Below are 15,768 nucleotides of genomic sequence, written 5' to 3' on the forward strand. Positions count from 1 at the left end.
TTAATTAAACAGAGAGTATGTCTGAAATACGTAATAATTCTTTATTAATACTATGGTCTTCTTTTAATCCTTCATCGAAATTGGTGGCAACTACTTCATTATTGAGTAATCCTACCATGACATTTTCTTCTCCATCTAATAAAAGTTCAACTGCTTTTACACATAGTCTACTTGCTAACGTTCTGTCAAAACAGGATGGTGAACCTCCACGCTGCATATGACCTAAGACGGTTACTCTTACATCATAATCTGGTAAATTATCAGTAACGTAATCAGCTAGCTCGTACACATTCTTTCCTATTTTATCACCTTCACAAACCACTACGATACTTGATGATTTACCTGAACGTTTACTTCTTTTTAGGGATTCTAACAATCGATCCAATCCCAAATCCTCTTCAGGAATTAAAATTTCTTCAGCTCCGGCTCCTACTCCACTATTCAACGCAATAAATCCCGCATCACGTCCCATTACTTCTATAAAAAATAAACGATCGTGTGAACTGGCTGTATCTCTGATCTTGTCGATGGCTTCAACAACGGTATTAAGTGCTGTATCGTATCCAATTGTAAAATTAGTTCCTGCGATATCATTATCGATAGTCCCGGGAACACCAATAACCGGGATGTTGTGTTCCTCACTAAAAATTTTACCACCTTTGAAAGTACCATCACCTCCTATCAATATCATAGCATCTACTTCTGCTTTTTTTAGATTTTCGGCAGCTTTTTTTCTTCCTTCTGGAGTTCTAAAATCTTTAGAGCGTGCAGATTTAAGAATCGTTCCTCCTGAGCTAATGATATTACGAACACTTCGGGCATTTAGCTCGCAGTGATCGTTCTCTATCATTCCCTGATATCCCCTGTAAAAACCGATACACTTCACATTATAATATGCGCATGCACGAGCAACAGCACGAATTGCAGCGTTCATTCCCGGAGAATCTCCTCCAGATGTCATCACTCCAATAGTTCTAATTTGTTTAGCCATATATTGTTTAGAATTTAATCAAATTATTTGTCCTTATCTGTAAAATTAATAAAATCCGGCGTGTCTATTCTGGTTGTATCTATTGTTTTTACTATTAAGGTATCTTTTTCTTTTTTAGATTTAAAGACCTTGTTCCAAAGCTCATTAAAATTATTGAAATCTACAGAGTATGAAAGCCCCAAACCTTGCTTATAACCTTGTGACTCTCCTATGAATTGAATTTCATTTTGACGATTGAAAATCTTTCCTTTTAGCGTTCCGTCTTCATTGAATAAATATTCTACCTCTACATCTCCTGTGACCACGGATTCACTTACACCTCCAATTGGGACCCCGACTCTTCCATTAATTAAGATTCTATTATTAATTTGTGTAGACACCGTTACCCCAAATTGATCCGCTGCTTCCTGATCTACATTTCTATTTCCTTGAACATAATTAACACCAACCCTAAATTTATCATCATCTCCAGAGAATATTCCATTCACCAATCCAGCTGCTCGCTCTACGAGGTTTCCTGTTATAAACGTTGGATCCAGGTTTCCACTATAAAACTGTCCTTGTGTCACGAGAGATAACGCCTGTAGTTCTTTGGTTGCCTGATCCTCTAACTGGTATTCTAGCTCACTCTTTGCAACCGAACCAAGATTAGGCAACTCTATATTAAAATTAAGATCTGGCTGTATCAATTCACCATTAAGATCAACCACTACTTCTACAGGAATTTTTCGGTTGATTGTTGCATTCTCTAACAGTACTGCCGGGTTTGCTTCTGTTTTATAAACAGCACTAAGATTAAGTTTTGCTCTGGTTGGACTACCATCCCAGTTAATACTTCCTCCTGATCTTACCGTAAAGTCTTTACCTACCAATGCTCCATATCGAAAGTTATAGCTTCCTTCATATGCCACAAAATCGCCCCACATATTAAATTTCCCATTGGTATTGATCTCGATTAGCAAGGTCCCGGCACCTCTACCTTTTAACGAACTACCGGTTTTTTTATCAACAACAACCTCTACCAAAGCATTATTATTTACATCCAAATCAAAATTAAGTTCTAATCCTTTGATGTCCTCCAGTACAATTTCTTTACCAGCTAATCGCGCTTGTTTTTCTTCAGGACTCAAAAAGTGAATGTATGAATTATCACCAATGGATTCGGATTCGTTCAAAGGAATTTTAAAAACTGTTCCTTCTTCTGTTGTAGCATTTACATTGATCACCAATCCATCAGTAGGCCCCTCGATGGTGGCATCTCCACTTATAAAACCTGTCCCGTAGTACAATGACTCTTCGTCTTCTTCTGTATCAAGAACAAGCAATCTTTTATTTGCAGTTAATTTAAGACCCAACTCCCATTTAGAAAAACGCTGGTGACCAATATAACCTCCTAATATACCTTGGGTTCTATATTTGGTATCTGTAATATCTACATTATCAAAATTAAAACGTTGCTTACTTAGAACTACTCTTGAGTTTTCATTCAGATCAAGATCTACATTAAGGTAGGGAATCTTTAAACCTGCTTTATTCAATTTTAAAACTCCATCAATAGAAGGGTTTATGTAATTGCCACTTACCTTGGCTTTTCCTGAAACCAAGCCTCTTAAATCCGAAATAACAATACCTCCTAATTTACTAAATCCAGACATATCAAATCGATCTAAATCTACATCGATATTCATATTCGGATTATTGTTAGAAACATCTATGGATCCTATTGCAGAAAGCATCTTAATATTCTTATCATTTACTAGTTTGGTATTCACTTTATACTCGGTAAGCGATTCATTACCGGATACGTTAAGCCTTAATTGTCCCATATCGGTATCATTGACCGCCAGATCCTCAATAATTACTGTCGAACTTGGAAAATACACACCATCATCCTGAAATACCGTAAGGTCGCCGTCTACTACCCCCGATAACTTTAGGTTTTCTATATAGGGCGTAATTTTATTGAGATCAACATCTTTGAAATTAGCTTTAATGTCTTTGTTGTTTTTACCTTGCATAATTCCTGAAACACTTATCTGCTCATCTTCGTGTTTCAACAAAATAGATCGGATATCAACGTTTTGAAAATTGTTATCAAAAATTACTTTGTTATTGGTTTTACTTCGGTTTGGGTTTGCATACCAAGTATATCCTTTAAAAGTAAAGTCAGACTTTTTAAAACCTAAGACCGAATTGTTATCTTCATTAATCGTATGATAAAACTCTAGATTAAAATCATCCACATTGTTTTTTCCTCCTTTAAATTCAGATCGCATAAATAAGGTGTCTTTTAGTGTTACATTAATCAGACTAAATTTAGACACATCATAATACTGTGTATTGATACTATCAATTGCTACATAGGTGTTAAATAAAGGGTTTTTGTTATCCACTTGTATATCAACTTTCTTCATCAAGTTATCAAACGCTTTGATCGAAGGAGATTTAAAAGTGAGCTTAAATTCGGAATCGTTGCTTTCTACCCGTCCTTTTATAAACGTATTGGGTGCAAATTCAATTTCAGGAAAAAACACATCAACTATCTTATTATATATCTTAAAATTGAATTCCATGAATTCATTGTCGGTTATTTCTGTGGCTTCAAAATTGGTATATAAACTACCTATAGAATTACGAAACAGGTCATATACATTCTCAAACCTAAAAATTCCTTTAACACTTCCGTCGATAATATCAGGACTATTCATGGTAATGGTCCTCACGTTTTGATCATCAAAACTAGAAGTGATATCAAAATCATCAAAATAATAACTTGCATTTTGATTTTTATATAATGTCTTTTCAAAAGAAATTGTACCAAACGCATCATTAATGCCGGTTCCTTTCATTTTCATAATGACATCACCGTTAAAAATGGAGACACTATCTCTTGTAAAAATGTTTAATCGATTTAGATCAATGTGATCCACATTTGCTGTAAAATCATAATTATTAATCTCTTTTGACAAATCAGCAACTCCGTTAAAAGCAAATTTCACATTAGGATCATCAGAAATAAGCTGACCGTCAAAAACAGGATCTTTAAGATTTCCTATTACATTGAGATTTGTATAGGTATATCCATTGAATTCTAGCTTTCTTATATCACCTTCTAATTTTGTGTTTAGATTATTTAATGTAAAACCACTTCCGTCCACATGTATATCAAACGCGGCACTACCCAGATTTTTTTTACCAATTAATTGACCAACATTAAAATTATTGGATATTACATTACCATTGTATGTCGCCTCCTTTACATTATCTAAATCTCCTAACAAAACAAAAGCATTGATTTTTCCTAATTGAGAATAAAAGTCCATGTCTACATCTACATCTTTTATAGTCACTATCGTAGATCCAACACCCCTGACACTTCCTAACTGATATAATTGTTTTGGTAAAGATTGACCCAAAATCCCGGGTAAAAGATTTACAAGATCATAATAATTCGTAGTTAGATTTTTTAATTCACCGTCTAAGCGGAACTTAGAGGCATTGGAGACAGCATTTCGTATTCTGATATCTCCCTGAATTATGGATCTATCTAATCCGGTAATATCAGAATTCAGTATTTCAAAATCATTTAGAGTACCTTTTACGGTTGTATTCTTTAGAAATAAATCTTCATCGCTTCCGAATTCTTTATAAAAAGGTATTAAGTCATTGGTAGAAATCTTAGCCTTTTTGAAATCAGCAGTAATATTGACTTTATTCTCAAAATCAACCATTCCACCACGTTCGTAAGAAAAAACAACCTCTCCTTCTACTTTTGAATCCTCAGTTTCTATTAACAACTCCCTAAATTTCATTTCTATGGGAGTGATAGAAAATTCTGTTTTTAGATTAGAGATATCCAATCCTCGGTGGTCTTTGAAGGAAAGTAGATCCGTATTTATGTAAAAATCTTCGCCATCTACTTTTAAACTTTCTGCATCTAGCATTATATCCCGTAAGACCACAACATTTGGATAATTTAGATTTTCATCTACGTAACTAAACTTACTATGTTCCATGGTAACATTTCCTGTAGTAAGCAAAAATTTGGTATTGGATGTAGATTTTTTACCAGTATCAAATTTTCTGATAAAAGTCATAAGGTTGTCACTGGTTTCCCCTTTATACATCTTCATTCGAAAAGTGAGATTATCTATGGCGACGTCTCCTAACTCCGGTTGACCTTTAGAAATTTCACGAATGTTAAGAATTGAGGTTGCGATACTTTTAGCATATATCAATGTATCCTGGTGATGGTCTTTTACAAATACTTCTTTTAAATCAATATCTCCAGAATATGTTAGCCCCACTCTACCAACATTTATATCTACACCATACTGATTATTAATGTAATTCGTAATTTTTTTACCAAAAAAAGTCTGAACAGCGGGAATTGAAAACAGGATCACTAATAACACAAATAGTGAAATAAGAGTAAGCAGTACCCTTTTAAATATTTTCCCAAGTTTTTTGATACGTTTTATTGTTTTAACTTTGCTGACAATATTAACAATTTCTATGCCCTTTTCCTCATAATGAGTTCACAAAATGTATACATCCTAGGTATTGAATCGTCGTGTGATGATACCTCTGCCTCTATATTATGCAACGATAGTGTATTATCAAATGTTGTAGCCTCACAAAAAATTCATGAGCAGTATGGTGGTGTTGTACCAGAATTAGCGTCCAGAGCACACCAGCAGAACATTGTTCCGGTGATTGATCAGGCTATCAAACAAGCTGGCATAAACAAAACCGATCTGAATGCTATTGCCTTTACAAGAGGCCCGGGTTTAATGGGGTCTCTATTAGTAGGTACATCCTTTGCTAAGTCATTGGCATTGGCTCTAGATATTCCGTTAATTGATGTAAATCACATGCAGGCTCATATCCTTGCGCATTTCATAGATGAAGAAGATTTTGACAAACCAGAATTTCCTTTTATAGCATTAACTATCAGTGGTGGTCATACACAAATTGTAAAAGTCAATGATCATTTTGATATGGAAATCATTGGTGAGACAATCGATGATGCCGTTGGAGAAGCTTTTGATAAAAGTGCGAAAATATTAGGACTTCCTTATCCTGGTGGACCCCTAATCGATAAATATGCTGCATTGGGCAATCCCAAAGCATTTCCGTTTACCAAACCAAGAGTCGATGGATTAAATTTTAGCTTTAGTGGACTTAAAACTGCTGTATTATATTTTGTTCAAAAACAAGTAAAAGAAAATCCTAACTTTATAGAAGAAAACCTAAACGATATATGTGCTTCTATTCAATACACTATCATCAATATTTTAATTGACAAGTTGAAAAAAGCTTCTAAAGAAACCGGAATTAAAGCAATTGCTATTGGTGGTGGGGTTTCTGCAAACTCAGGAATCCGGAAAGCTCTAAAGGAAGGTGAGCAAAAATACAGATGGAAGACCTTTGTTCCTAAGTTTGAATATACCACGGATAATGCAGCTATGATCGGAATTGTTGGATACTTAAAATATCTTAAAGAAGATTTTACGGATATGAGTGTCGTGGCCAAAGCAAGAATTAAATTTTGAAGTTAGTAGCGAGCATTGAGTATTGAGTATAGAGTACAAAGAAAAAAGTGTGAAATACCGAGTATTTAGTATAGTTGAGGCTTAAATAATGACACGTTAATATTCAATCCAATAAAAACCAGTAACCTGCAATAATTATATGCAATTATTTTATAGTAAAGATATTACTGAAGCTACCCACGAGTTTGAATTCTCTAGAGAAGAAAGTAAACATATCTCAAAAGTATTGCGAAAAAAAGAAGGCGATACGCTCCAAATCACAAACGGAAACGGATTGCTTTGTACCGGAACGATAACCTTTTCAAGCCCAAACAAATGTATTATATCACTTACACATAAAGAATTACAAACTCCCAAAAATTATCGATTACATCTTGCGGTTGCTCCAACCAAGATGAATGATCGCTATGAGTGGTTTTTAGAAAAAGCAACAGAAATTGGTGTTGATGAGATTACTCCGATCATCTGTGACCACAGCGAAAGAAAAGTGGTGAAACTAGAACGTTTTGAGCGTATTTTACAAAGCGCTATGAAACAGTCCCTACAATCTTATTTGCCAAAACTGAATCCTGCTATTTCTTTTTCGGAGTTTATGCAAAAAGAAAACACTGATCAATTGCTCATAGCACATTGTGAAGAGTCTAAAAAACAATCGCTAAAAGACATCCTAAATTTAAAAGGTAGTACTACGATTTTAATTGGTCCTGAAGGAGATTTTTCTCAAAAAGAAATAGAAAACGCTTTACAAAAGAGCTGTATATCTGTTACCTTAGGTAAAACCCGACTGCGTACTGAAACCGCGGCTATTGTCGCTGCACATAGTGTAGCTTTTTTAAACGCTTAAGGAAATAATCAATATCTTTATCTCCTAACGCAAACAGAATGGCTTCAAAAATCACTTCTTTCATAATTCTAATATTGTTTTTTGTAAGTTGCTCTTCTAATGATAATACAACAACGAATCCTCTATTACCGATAGAGCCTTTGAATACAATTAGCAGTCTAGAATACATAGATGAATTTGTAATTCCTGAGCAAAATATTGATGGTGTTCCTATTGGAGGTTTCTCTGGAATTGATTACAAAAATGATACTTGGTATATTATTAGTGATGGTTCTAATCCTACCCGGTTTTACACAGCGAGTATATCATACGATCAAAGTACGTTTACCAATGTGAGTATAAACACTATGGTTGAAATTAAAGATGCGATGGGAAATTCTTTTCCTGAAAATCAGATGGATCCTGAAGCCATTCGGTTTGACACAAGTACAGGAAACATCATTTTCACTAGTGAGGGTTCCATAACTAATGGTACAGATCCAGCCTTATTAGAAATTGGAATGAATGGTGTGCAATTACGAAATCTAGAGCTTCCAGATTATTTTGCTGCAAATACCACAGATGATCTAACCGGACCAAGACATAATGGAACTCTTGAAGCATTATCCGTAAGTTATGATACCAATGCATATTGGATTGGTATGGAACTTCCGTTGATCGAAGATGGTCCAGAACCAACTACTACAGACACCGAATCGCCAGTGCGCATTACTCGTATCAACAAGAGTACAGGCATAGCAGAAAGACAATTTGCTTATGAGTTGGATCCTGTAGAAAGGGAACCTGCTTTTGGAACTACATTTGCGCTCAATGGTCTGGTAGAACTTTTGGAATATGATGAAAACAAATTTATTGCATTAGAGCGCTCCTTTTCATCTGGCTATTTAGATGGCGGTAATACCGTTAAAATCTATAAAATAGATGCTACCAATGCAACGAATACCTTATCCATAAGTAGTCCTATTACAGAAACTTATACCAAAGCTAGAAAAACATTATTATTTGACTTTGATGCTATTCGAAATCAATTGACCAACGGTATTTTGGATAATCTAGAAGGAATTACATTTGGTCCCACATTACCAGATGGTAATAAATCTTTGGTTGTGATTTCTGATAATAATTTTAATGCGTTTTCATTGCAGCTCAATCAATTGATTCTTTTTAGGGTGATTCCTTAATTTTTAAAGATATTCCAAATATAAATTCCCTTCTGTTAATAGTATATCATTGTTAAGTTATAATTAAGATTTATATTTTACTTATTACCATGGTTTTACCCTTCTAATTTCTTCGTATATTGCATGACTATTTTCACTCAATTACAATTATTATTATGAAAAAACTTTATTTTTTGCTTTTTACTATTGCATTTTCATTTGCTTCTTATGGGCAAGGACCTATCATTACTTCCATAGTAGATGGAGATTGTACTGGAGGTCTTCCTAAGCTTTTGGAGATCTATGCGGATGGAACGGTTGATTTTTCATTATATTCATTAGAAAATCAAATTAATAGTGGAACTACTTGGGGAAATACACAAGATTTATCTGCATTAGGTACCGTAACGAATGATTTTGTATATGTTTCTACTTCGAACAGTATCAATGGATTAAATGGTGCCCCAAGCACAATTGGATCAGAATTTCCTTCAATAAATTTAAGCACAGTATTAGCTTCTAATACTATCAATCTTAATGGGGATGATAGAATTAGAATAATTTTGAATAGCTCGGGAGCAACTGTAGATCAATTTGGAGTTGATGGAATTGATGGATCCGGTCAAACTTGGGAGTATACTGATTCGTTTGCTAAAAGAGTAGATGGAACTGGTCCTGACGCTGGATTTACTGAAATAAATTGGACTTTCGGTGGTGCAGGAACATTAAACAATTTAGGAACCTGCCAAAGTGGTACAGATACTTTTGAAACATTGATTGGAGGTATTGGGACATATTCTACAACAGGATCAACAACACCTACTATAAATGTTGGTGGTGCAGTTTCAGGGTTAGATTATTTTGAAGCAAATGGTCCTTCTAATGAGGGTACATTTACAGTTTCTGCTTTAAATTTAACCACAGATCTTACAGTAACTGCTCCAATGAATTTTGAAGTATCTTTAAGTACGGGAACTGGTTTTGGGTCTTCTGTTGCTATTACACCTGCTATGGGTACAGTGGCTACTACTACAGTTTACGCTCGTTTGGCTGCAGGGTTAACAGCTAATTCTTATATGGGTGATGTTATAGCATCTTCCACTGGAGCCGCTGATCAAACTGTTGCATTGAGCGGAACTGTTTCTCCAGCTGATCCTCAAATTACAATTACTGGTTTTGTTGGTGATTTCTCCTATTTTGAAGGCGCTGGACCTTCTGCAGAAGACAGTTTTAATGTAGAAGGCTTATTTCTTACTGGTGATCTTACAGTTACTGCACCAACTAATTTTGAGGTTTCTCTTACTACAGGAACTGGTTTTGGATCTTCTGTTGCGATAACGCCAACTATGGGAACGGTAAATAGTACTGAAGTTTTTGTAAGAATGGCTTCGGGTCTTACCGCAAATTCTTATACTGGGGATCTTACAGCTTCATCAACCGGAGCTACAGATCAAACAATCAGTTTAACCGGTACCGTTTCGCCTGCTGCTGTATGCGCAAATGTTGGTGATATTATCATTACAGAGGTTATGCGAAATCCCGATGCTGTTAGTGATCCTAATGGAGAATATTTTGAATTATACAATACCACAACCAGCCCAATTGATATTCAAAGTTGGGTAATTAAAGACGATGCTACTGTATCAGAAAATCACGTGATTGCATCCTCTGTCATTGTTCCTGCAATGGGTTATGTGCTAATTGCGAATGGAGGAACTCCAAACGGAGGCATTACACCAGACTACACCTATGCCAATGATATTTCTTTAGGAAATGGTGCTGATGGTCTTATAATTGAATGTAGTTCTACTACCATAGACGAAGTCATCTGGGATGGAACTTTTCCAAATCCGACTGGAGCGAGTATGGAACTATCCATAAGTACTTTAAACAGTACGGACAATGACAATGGTGCAAATTGGTTAGAAGCGGTTACTGTTTTTGGTAGCGGTGACCGGGGTACTCCAGGGGCTGAAAATGATGCTAATTTGCTATCTGTTGATACATTTGATGAACTCGCGGAAAACTTTACTATATCTCCTAATCCTACGGATACAGGTTTTGTTAATATCACTACAAAATCAAATGTAACCGTAAACATCAGTGTATTTAATATGTTAGGAAAGCAAGTTATTTCTCAAACACTAAACAATAATCTTTTAAATGTTTCTAATCTTAATTCAGGAGTTTACATCGTAAAACTTGATCAAGGTAGTGCATCGGTAACTAAAAAATTGGTAATCGAATAAACATTTTATAACAGTATAAAAAAAGCATTGTCATATCGACAATGCTTTTTTTATTCTTAAGTTTGGCTTGTATAGAAAACCTATGGATAATGTAACCAAATATTCTCTTCTCTATATTCTCCATAATTATCTTTTAAATGAATATCAACAAAATTTAAAGCTCCCTCGACCCTATACGATCCAGATTCGTGTATTTTTTCCTTCAACAAATCTTCCCAAAAATTAATATCACCGCTAACGTTCATAGAGTTTTTACAAACTTTAAGTATCTGAGCGCCGCTTTTTATGTGTGTTCTGATCCACGGATCAAAAGCGATATCATCTTGTTTCCAGTTCATATAATCTTCCATTTTCATTTCTGGATATATATGTTTTAAAATAGGTCTTATCGGAATTATAAAATTCTTAAACCCTAAATTCTCTTTGACCTGTTTACCTCTAGCGATTAATAGTTGGCTATATCCTTTACCCTGGAATTTTTTAGTTACCACTATCTGTAACCCCCCTAGGCTATTGGGTTGTATACCATTCTCAAAATCACTGATCCCTTTTTTCACTAGCCAATCCCATCCATCGTCTGGTAATTCTGATAACGGCCGATCCCAAAATATCGGTATCGCATTCATAAAACCGATAAGTTCTCGATTTGCTCCTGTAATAAAAAGCTGTGTGTAAGGAAAATACGTTTCCATTTTATCCCAATAGTTTTTAATTACTTTAGAGTTCAATATAATCTCCGGAAAGGCAGTACGGATTGCATTTCGATATTGATCCAGAAGATGATTGTCTAAATCGGAAAACTCATGATATGTTATCAAGCTCTTCATATTATGTAACGAAAACAAGTGATTAATAAGTAAGAAAAGAAACTATTTGTCATTTTAAGATAAATTTTCTTATTCCTATAAAAACTATAATTAACATAGAATATCCTATAAAAAAAGGTATCACATATTCCTCGAGTTGAAATAATAACATTACTGCCATAAAAAGCAATTGAAAACCTAAGCCAAAAACGGATATCAAGGTCATAAACCATTTTGGAAAGGGTTGACTATTACTTGCATTTTTATCTAGAAAATAGATGGTTTTATCAAAAACAATGTATAAAATGTCATAGATTTTATAAAAAATATTTACCGTACGTTGCTGCTCACCTTTCATTGCGATTGGGGCAGCGTCTTCAAATATCCTACTAGTTGCATCTCCATTTACAGTATTTCGTAAGATTACGTAATAATAGTTATACACGGTTCCTTGTAATTGAATACCTATAAATGCTAACAACATATAGATCAAAGAAATTTCAGTGATGTACCAAAACGTAAGTAGAAATAAAAAATTAAGAATAATATCTGCAATAGAATCGTAATAACGCCCCGTATAAGAAGGTGTTTTTTTTATTCTTGCCAATTCACCATCTGCTGCATCCAAAACTGATTTTAAAATCAAGAAAAACGCCGCCGCTATGTTAAATTGATATAGCATACAAATGATGGCCATTACACCCGAAACAATAAAAAAGGAAGTCACATGGATTGGTGTCAATCGTGTATTCTTCAATGAATCTGCAATCCAGTGCCCCGGAGATCTTCCATAATCTGATACATCTATAAATTGATATTGTTTTGGTAGTTTAGCCATTCTTGTTTATTGTGAATTCTTTAGGATGCTAATCCATTTTTATAATTTCTATTTTCTTGTTGTTCAATTGTTATTTCATCAATTCCAGATGTAAAATAGGATATAGTTTACCCGAAGCATCTAATTCGGAACGCCTGATTGTTTTGAATCCTGCGTGTTCATAAAACCCAACTGCTTGCTCATTCTGCTCATTTACATCTACTTTGATTACGTTTAATTGATCAATTGAATAGCTTAATAAAGTTTTACCAATGCTCATTCCTCTATATTCCGGATAAATAAAAAGCATTTCTAAGTTTTGTTCTGCTACTCCTAAAAAACCAATAATATCTTTGTTATTATTTCTCACACAACGCAACTCCACTGCATCTAAATACTCATTTAAAATCAATGGCTTAAAATATGCTATATCCTCTTCCTTTAAGAAATGATGAGTTGCTCTTACCGAAGCTCCCCATACATCTACAACACTTGAAAATTCATTTTTATTGATGCTATTAACAAGGTGTTTCATACTATATCGCTTTAGCTACTTGCCAATGTTCTATCAATATAAGCGTCTATGATTTCTTCCAAAATATCCAAAGGCACAGCTCCATTTTTCAAAACTGCATTATGAAACTCTCGTAAATCAAATCGATCGCCTAGTTTTTGTTTCGCTTTTTCCCTTAACTCTAAAATTTTAAGCATTCCGATTTTATATGCACAGGCTTGTCCGGGCCAAACAATGTATCGTTCTATTTCTGTTGTCACCTCAGAAGTGGTCATTCCTGTATTCTGCACCATGTAATCAATTGCCTGTTCTCTGGTCCATTTTTTATGATGAATCCCTGTATCTACAACAAGACGTACCGCTCTAAACATCTCTGCTTGTAATCTTCCTAAGTTCCCAAAAGGATCATTTTCATAAAATCCGAGTTCCCAAGCCAATTGTTCAGAATACAACGCCCATCCTTCGATATACGATGTAAAAAGCCCGATCGTTCTAAAAATCGGAACTCCTTCTAGTTCTGATTGAATCGCAATTTGGAAATGATGACCTGGAATCCCCTCGTGGTAGGCCAATGTTTTCATTCCGAATTTTACAGATTCGTGTACATTTCTAAGGTTGGCGTAAAAGACACCTCCGCGTGATCCGTCCATAGCCGGTCTGTTGTAATATGCTCCTGCGGATCCTTCTTCTTTAAACTCAGGAACACGTTTTACTTCTAAAGCTGCCTTTGGCCTTATATCAAATGCCTCATCGAGACCTGCACTGATTTCAGACAAAATACGATCATACTCGTCTAACACCATCTGTCGGCCTTCATCTGTATTAGGAAAAAGAAATCGTTCTTCTTTGTTTAGTTCCTGAATAATGGTACCCAATGTTTTTGTAGAATCTGCATATCCTTCGGCCTTTAAAATCTCCTGCATTTCCGACTTGATCCGAGCTACCTCTGATAATCCTATTCGATGTACTTCTTCTGGATCTAAATCCGTGGTTGTACGTTGCTTTAACTGATATCTGTAAAATGCTTCACCATCAGGAAGTTTCCAAACTCCATCATCGGTAGTCGCTTTTTTCTTTAGCTCTTCAAAATATGCTATCAGCTTTTTGTAAGCATTAAAAACGGTAGTTTTTATTTCTTCTTCCGCTTGATTCTTAAGTACATCTTTCTCTTCTGTAGAGAGTTCTTCAATCTTTTCGATTTTATTTTCAAAATTGGTGTAGAGAATATTAGATGTTGCTTCTCCTACAAAACCATTCATCTCATCTAATACACGATCTATTACAAATTTTGGTGGTATGATCCCTTTATTCTCACGTATTTTTAAGTTGTCTCTAAGTTGATCAAATTTCGTGTCAAACAAAGACAAACGAGTAATATAGGCCTCAGCATCACTCTTATCCCTAAGTTTATGTGAATTTTCAAGTAAACTAGGGAGTGAACTTTGTATTCCGCCCATTTGGTTTACAGGATAATCGTGATAAAAAAAGCGTTCTCCCTCCTTTAATCCTTCGAGATAAAACCCTAAGATTTTAGTATTTAATTGATTGGCTTCTGACTGGTTCTCGAAATCATAACTTTGTAAAGTTTTATAGTCTTCTTTCATTTTATTGAAAGTTTCCCATTGCTTAGCATCCGAGATATCATCCAATTCGTCCTTAGACCAATCATAGATTACCGGAATTCCCATAGAAGTTGTAAGCTCCGGACTATCTAAGGCCAGTTCCACAAATACTTTATCATAAAAATGATTGATATTAAAAGGTTTGAACCAGATAAGGTTGATTAACCAAATAATTACTACTACCAGAATAAGTAGTAAAGTTCTCGAAATCCAAAATTTCCAGGTACGTTTTTTTGCCATGATAAGTGATTTATGCGTGAATATGATTGATGATCATCCTAAGATGATATGCTAAGATAGCGAATGTGTAATAAAGGAATTGCTTATCATTACTATTATGACCTGTTTTATTCTATATACCTTGGCCGAATGTTAAAAGATTACTATCCGGATCAAGTAACGAGAATTCCTTTTGTCCCCAAGGTTTGACTTCTAATTTACCATTTGGGTGAATTTTTACTTTTTGATTTAATAATGATTGATAAAACCCATTAATATCATTCGTTCTTATATAGATTTGACCATAATTTTCTTTTGGGTTTAGCTCTTTGAATTGGAAAAAATGTATCTGTATCTCATCTTTTTGTATCATTAAATAATCGTCATAATCTGTACTCCCATATTCCTGAAAACCTAATTGGTTTAGATAGTAGTCTTTTGTTACTTGTTTGTTACGCATTGGTAATTTTGGATTGACATCAGTGAGCATACTGTTGGATTATTTTGTTATTAGTCAATATTATTTATAGATAAAATCAAAAAAATTAAGATCCTCTATTCTATCAGCTGTTAAATCTTGTCATCGTCACAAAAATTAAGATCAATGTTAATATTCCGATAAAAGTGGTAAACATCCCCACTTTTTTAGATTTTGTCCATCCTGATAATGCTATCATTGTTGATAGTGAGAAAAGTCCTATCATAAATGACATCACTCCTATAACTCTTGAAACTTGAAAATCATCAATGCCGATATTTTGAATAATTCCTCCCGGGGTTGTCAACATCATAATATCGACCATTGAAAAAACTGAAACCAAAAAGCAACCGGCTGATAAGGTAGCAGTTTTTAAAATTTGATTGGTCAGTTTCTCATTTTTATCAGAAACCAGCAAATTTGCAACCACGGTAATTGAAAAACCACTCAATAATGAACTTATGAGCAGGGTTTGTTTGGCTAATTCATTCCAATATTCTAGTGTCATACACT

The 15,768-nt window shown here is 34.6% G+C and carries 12 protein-coding genes; 4 read left to right on the forward strand and 8 right to left on the reverse strand.

Annotated features, from left to right (window positions below):
• Positions 1 to 4: 4 nt before the first annotated feature.
• Complete coding sequence (gene pfkA / locus ACE94K_RS17415; RefSeq protein ID WP_378175279.1) at positions 5 to 991, reverse strand: 6-phosphofructokinase; 987 nt, start codon at positions 989 to 991, stop codon at positions 5 to 7.
• 23 nt (positions 992 to 1,014) lie between these two features.
• On the reverse strand, positions 1,015 to 5,406 hold the full coding sequence (locus ACE94K_RS17420) for a translocation/assembly module TamB domain-containing protein (RefSeq protein WP_378175282.1): 4,392 nt from the start codon (positions 5,404 to 5,406) through the stop codon (positions 1,015 to 1,017).
• A gap of 117 nt (positions 5,407 to 5,523) precedes the next feature.
• Between ACE94K_RS17420 and tsaD the strand changes: the two genes are divergently transcribed.
• The 4 genes from tsaD (at position 5,524) to ACE94K_RS17440 (ending at position 10,799) form a co-directional block, all read left to right on the forward strand.
• Positions 5,524 to 6,546 carry a tRNA (adenosine(37)-N6)-threonylcarbamoyltransferase complex transferase subunit TsaD gene (tsaD, locus tag ACE94K_RS17425; protein WP_378175285.1) on the forward strand — a complete coding sequence of 341 codons (1,023 nt, stop codon included), beginning with the start codon at positions 5,524 to 5,526 and terminating at the stop codon, positions 6,544 to 6,546.
• Between the two features lie 139 nt (positions 6,547 to 6,685).
• Positions 6,686 to 7,390 (forward strand): 16S rRNA (uracil(1498)-N(3))-methyltransferase, encoded by a 705-nt coding sequence (locus ACE94K_RS17430; RefSeq protein ID WP_378175288.1) that lies wholly within the window; start codon positions 6,686 to 6,688, stop codon positions 7,388 to 7,390.
• A gap of 38 nt (positions 7,391 to 7,428) precedes the next feature.
• Complete coding sequence (locus ACE94K_RS17435; RefSeq protein ID WP_378175291.1) at positions 7,429 to 8,571, forward strand: esterase-like activity of phytase family protein; 1,143 nt, start codon at positions 7,429 to 7,431, stop codon at positions 8,569 to 8,571.
• Positions 8,572 to 8,726: 155 nt separating this feature from the next.
• Positions 8,727 to 10,799 carry a T9SS type A sorting domain-containing protein gene (locus ACE94K_RS17440; protein ID WP_378175294.1) on the forward strand — a complete coding sequence of 691 codons (2,073 nt, stop codon included), beginning with the start codon at positions 8,727 to 8,729 and terminating at the stop codon, positions 10,797 to 10,799.
• A gap of 80 nt (positions 10,800 to 10,879) precedes the next feature.
• On the opposite strand, the gene ACE94K_RS17445 is transcribed toward ACE94K_RS17440, so the two are convergent.
• The 6 genes from ACE94K_RS17445 to ACE94K_RS17470 form a co-directional block, all read right to left on the reverse strand.
• A complete protein-coding gene (locus ACE94K_RS17445; protein ID WP_378175297.1) occupies positions 10,880 to 11,626 on the reverse strand; it encodes an N-acetyltransferase in 747 nt (248 codons plus the stop codon).
• Positions 11,627 to 11,675: 49 nt separating this feature from the next.
• Entirely contained in the window at positions 11,676 to 12,443 is a 768-nt protein-coding gene (locus ACE94K_RS17450) for a CDP-alcohol phosphatidyltransferase family protein (RefSeq protein WP_378175300.1), read from the reverse strand.
• A 70-nt stretch (positions 12,444 to 12,513) separates the two neighbouring features.
• Entirely contained in the window at positions 12,514 to 12,957 is a 444-nt protein-coding gene (locus tag ACE94K_RS17455) for a GNAT family N-acetyltransferase (RefSeq protein WP_378175303.1), read from the reverse strand.
• Between the two features lie 11 nt (positions 12,958 to 12,968).
• Positions 12,969 to 14,798, reverse strand: coding sequence for a DUF885 family protein (locus ACE94K_RS17460; protein ID WP_378175306.1), 1,830 nt, complete (start codon positions 14,796 to 14,798; stop codon positions 12,969 to 12,971).
• A 112-nt stretch (positions 14,799 to 14,910) separates the two neighbouring features.
• The gene (locus ACE94K_RS17465; RefSeq protein ID WP_378175309.1) at positions 14,911 to 15,267 is read right to left on the reverse strand and encodes a bleomycin resistance protein; all 357 of its coding nucleotides are present in this window, start codon (positions 15,265 to 15,267) and stop codon (positions 14,911 to 14,913) included.
• Between the two features lie 73 nt (positions 15,268 to 15,340).
• Entirely contained in the window at positions 15,341 to 15,763 is a 423-nt protein-coding gene (locus ACE94K_RS17470) for a hypothetical protein (protein WP_378175312.1), read from the reverse strand.
• Positions 15,764 to 15,768: the final 5 nt, after the last annotated feature.

Origin of the sequence: Aquimarina besae, assembly GCF_042434905.1 — a bacterium.
GTDB lineage: Bacteria > Bacteroidota > Bacteroidia > Flavobacteriales > Flavobacteriaceae > Aquimarina.

Excerpts from the sequence above, each read along its gene's own strand:
- ACE94K_RS17435 (WP_378175291.1), top strand. The coding sequence starts at position 7,429 with ATGGCTTCAAAAATCACTTCTTTCATAATTCTAATATTGTTTTTTGTA.
- tsaD (WP_378175285.1), top strand. The coding sequence starts at position 5,524 with ATGAGTTCACAAAATGTATACATCCTAGGTATTGAATCGTCGTGTGAT.
- ACE94K_RS17470 (WP_378175312.1), bottom strand. The coding sequence starts at position 15,763 with ATGACACTAGAATATTGGAATGAATTAGCCAAACAAACCCTGCTCATA.
- ACE94K_RS17455 (WP_378175303.1), bottom strand. The coding sequence starts at position 12,957 with ATGAAACACCTTGTTAATAGCATCAATAAAAATGAATTTTCAAGTGTT.
- ACE94K_RS17445 (WP_378175297.1), bottom strand. The coding sequence starts at position 11,626 with ATGAAGAGCTTGATAACATATCATGAGTTTTCCGATTTAGACAATCAT.
- ACE94K_RS17440 (WP_378175294.1), top strand. The coding sequence starts at position 8,727 with ATGAAAAAACTTTATTTTTTGCTTTTTACTATTGCATTTTCATTTGCT.
- ACE94K_RS17450 (WP_378175300.1), bottom strand. The coding sequence starts at position 12,443 with ATGGCTAAACTACCAAAACAATATCAATTTATAGATGTATCAGATTAT.
- ACE94K_RS17430 (WP_378175288.1), top strand. The coding sequence starts at position 6,686 with ATGCAATTATTTTATAGTAAAGATATTACTGAAGCTACCCACGAGTTT.
- pfkA (WP_378175279.1), bottom strand. The coding sequence starts at position 991 with ATGGCTAAACAAATTAGAACTATTGGAGTGATGACATCTGGAGGAGAT.
- ACE94K_RS17465 (WP_378175309.1), bottom strand. The coding sequence starts at position 15,267 with ATGCTCACTGATGTCAATCCAAAATTACCAATGCGTAACAAACAAGTA.
- ACE94K_RS17460 (WP_378175306.1), bottom strand. The coding sequence starts at position 14,798 with ATGGCAAAAAAACGTACCTGGAAATTTTGGATTTCGAGAACTTTACTA.